Annotated in this window: 1 protein-coding gene; it reads right to left on the bottom strand. The window is 37.0% G+C overall.

From position 1 onward, the window contains the following. Window positions 1–28: 28 nt before the first annotated feature. Entirely contained in the window at window positions 29–1,192 is a 1,164-nt protein-coding gene (locus M2132_RS12020) for an IS4 family transposase (protein ID WP_280673878.1), read from the bottom strand. Window positions 1,193–1,316 lie beyond the last annotated feature (124 nt).

Raw genomic sequence — 1,316 nt, 5'->3', positions numbered from 1 at the left:
TCATTACTGTCCACTAAAAATTGGACGATTAAAAATTAAATAAATTTGGTTCACTAGAACCGCTTCGTTCTTTGTCATTTTTGAAATTAGTTTTGTTAAAGAGGTCGCCCAAATAAGTTTTATCCGTAAGTGAAATACTTAAGATTTGGAGAACTTCGTATGTGGTTCTGTCAAGTTTTAAATTATGTTGGATAATTGCAACCAGACAATAAGCAATGATTGCAGAGTATATCTGTATTCTTACTGCATTTTCTGTATCTCCCCAGAACTTTTTAATCTTAAGATGTTGTTTGAGCCATTTAAAGAATAACTCAATCTGCCATCTATTTTTGTAAAGTTCAGCAACTTGCAGCGGAGAGAGTTCCATTGCATTGGCCAGGAATGTAAACTTTCGATTTTGTTCTTCATCCCAATAACAGACCTTACGTATTTGCGCAGGATAGTCTTTGGAACTTTTGTAAACGGTCAGTTCGCCAATAGCATCTGATAATACATTCCTTGGCAATCGGCGCGTCCAACTTTTGGCTTTAAACTGCAAATTTGACTTTGCTCTGACAACAAAATAGGAACCGATTGTTTCTATTCTGAACATGCTTTTGAAGCAGTTGTAAGCTCTGTCAAATATGTAATAAGCTCCTGTTTCGTAAGGGATCTCATTCATAGCCTTGCTGTCATGCACTGAGGCTGTAGTTACATGGAAGAAAGCCGGTATCTGAGTTTCTATATCATAAAGAACATGTACTTTTATACCGCCCTTTTTCTTACGGAACTTCGCCCACCAAAAGACAGATAGACAAAGATCTATAGTTGTAGAATCAAAAGCATAGACATTTCCGCCAAGCTTAAAGATGTCTGTTTTACGTTTGGAACGAGCCTGTCCTACCATGTAATAAGCGAACGCTTCAAAGATACGGTAATCCCGATTTTTATTAGCTTTTGCCAAGTTGCTTCTGGTAACATGCTTGCCTAGACCTAAGTGGTAACTCTTCTTTTGATGGGCTTCTAAGGCTATGATGAGATCACGTAAACTCTCTCTGTTTGACAACTGTCCAAACATCAAAGCAAGCAGTTGATTCCAACAAGTGAAGTGCTTTACATATTTGTCTCCTCCAAATTTGCGTACAAGATAGTTGAAGTGATTCCTATCTAAGAAGGTAGCCAACTGGGCAAAAACGTATTTATCTTGAAACATATGCGATGCTGTTATAGCACGCAAAGTTACAAGTTCAAGTCCGTTGACTCGAAAAACCTTTATAACTAACTAAATTTCAAATATTTCAAAGAACTATCGCAAGTTTTTAGTGGACACTAATGAT

This window comes from Dysgonomonas sp. PH5-45, from assembly GCF_029893235.1.
Classification (GTDB): Bacteria; Bacteroidota; Bacteroidia; order Bacteroidales; family Dysgonomonadaceae; genus UBA1309.
The sequence above is the reverse complement of the archived record's forward strand: the minus strand, read 5'-3'. Positions and strand labels throughout refer to the sequence as shown.

Bases quoted from the DNA above. Each gene is read 5' to 3' on its own strand.
- M2132_RS12020 (WP_280673878.1), bottom strand. From the start codon at position 1,192: ATGTTTCAAGATAAATACGTTTTTGCCCAGTTGGCTACCTTCTTAGAT.